1 pseudogene is annotated in these 1,033 nt (G+C 75.1%); it reads left to right on the forward strand.

What is annotated here, in order from left to right:
- Positions 1-1,033: pseudogene (locus ACYVE9_RS28170) on the forward strand (type I polyketide synthase); the annotation flags it as partial.

Here is a 1,033-nt window from a genome sequence, read left to right on the forward strand (position 1 = left end):
CCGAGCAGGGCGTCACGCGCTTCTTGGAGATCGGACCCGACAGCACCCTCACCGCCCTCACCCAGAACAACCAGAGCACGACCCCCGGTTCGACCTGCGTCCCGACTCTCCGCAAGGACCGCGAGGAGGCCGACGCGCTGGTCGCGGCGATGGCGGCGTTGTTCGTGCGGGGCGTGCCGGTGTCCTGGGCGGTGCTGTCCGGCGAGGCGGACCCCGTCGCGCTGCCCACGTACGCGTTCCAGCGCACCCGGTACTGGCCGGAGCCCCGCCGTTCGGCGGTTGGGGTGCCGGGGGCCGGCCAGCCGGAGGAGTCCGCCTTCTGGCAGGCCGTGGAGCGCGAGGACACCGATGAACTTGCCGAGGTGCTCCGGGTGTCCGGGCCCGCGCTGGACGGTGTGGTCCCTGCGCTGTCCGCCTGGCGGCGGGCCCAGGTGGAGCGCCGCACCACGGACGGCTGGCGCTACCGGGTGCAGTGGGAGCGCCTGACCGGCGGCCCGGAGACGGCGGTCCTGGAGGGCCGGTGGCTGCTGCTGGGCACCGCAGGGAACGCCGATGCCGACGCCGATACCGGAGAGGCGGAGGTGCTGCGCGGTCTGGAGGAGTTCCTGCCCGGCGTGGAGCGTCTGGAGTGTGCTGCCGACGCCGGCCGGGCCGAGCTGGCCGCCGTGCTGACCGAGGCCGCACACGGCGGCGCCGTCAGCGGTGTGCTCTCCTGCCTGCCCGGAGTGGAGTCGGCGCTCGCCCTGGTGCAGGCGCAGGGTGATGCCGGGCTGAACACCCCGGTGTGGGCGGTGACGAGCGGTGCCGTCACCGTCGGCGGTGCCGTCCACGAGGGTGTCGTCGTACCAGGCAGGGCCGCCGTGTGGGGCTTGGGCAGGGTGGCTGCCCTGGAGCACCCCGACCGCTGGGGCGGACTGATCGACCTGCCGGCACGGCCCGACCGGCGGTCCCTCGGCTGGCTGGCCGCGGTGCTCGCCTCCCGGACGGAGGACCAGGTCGCCGTCCGCGGCGGTGAGGCGTTCGCCCGACGGCT

Source organism: Streptomyces sparsus (assembly GCF_054776295.1).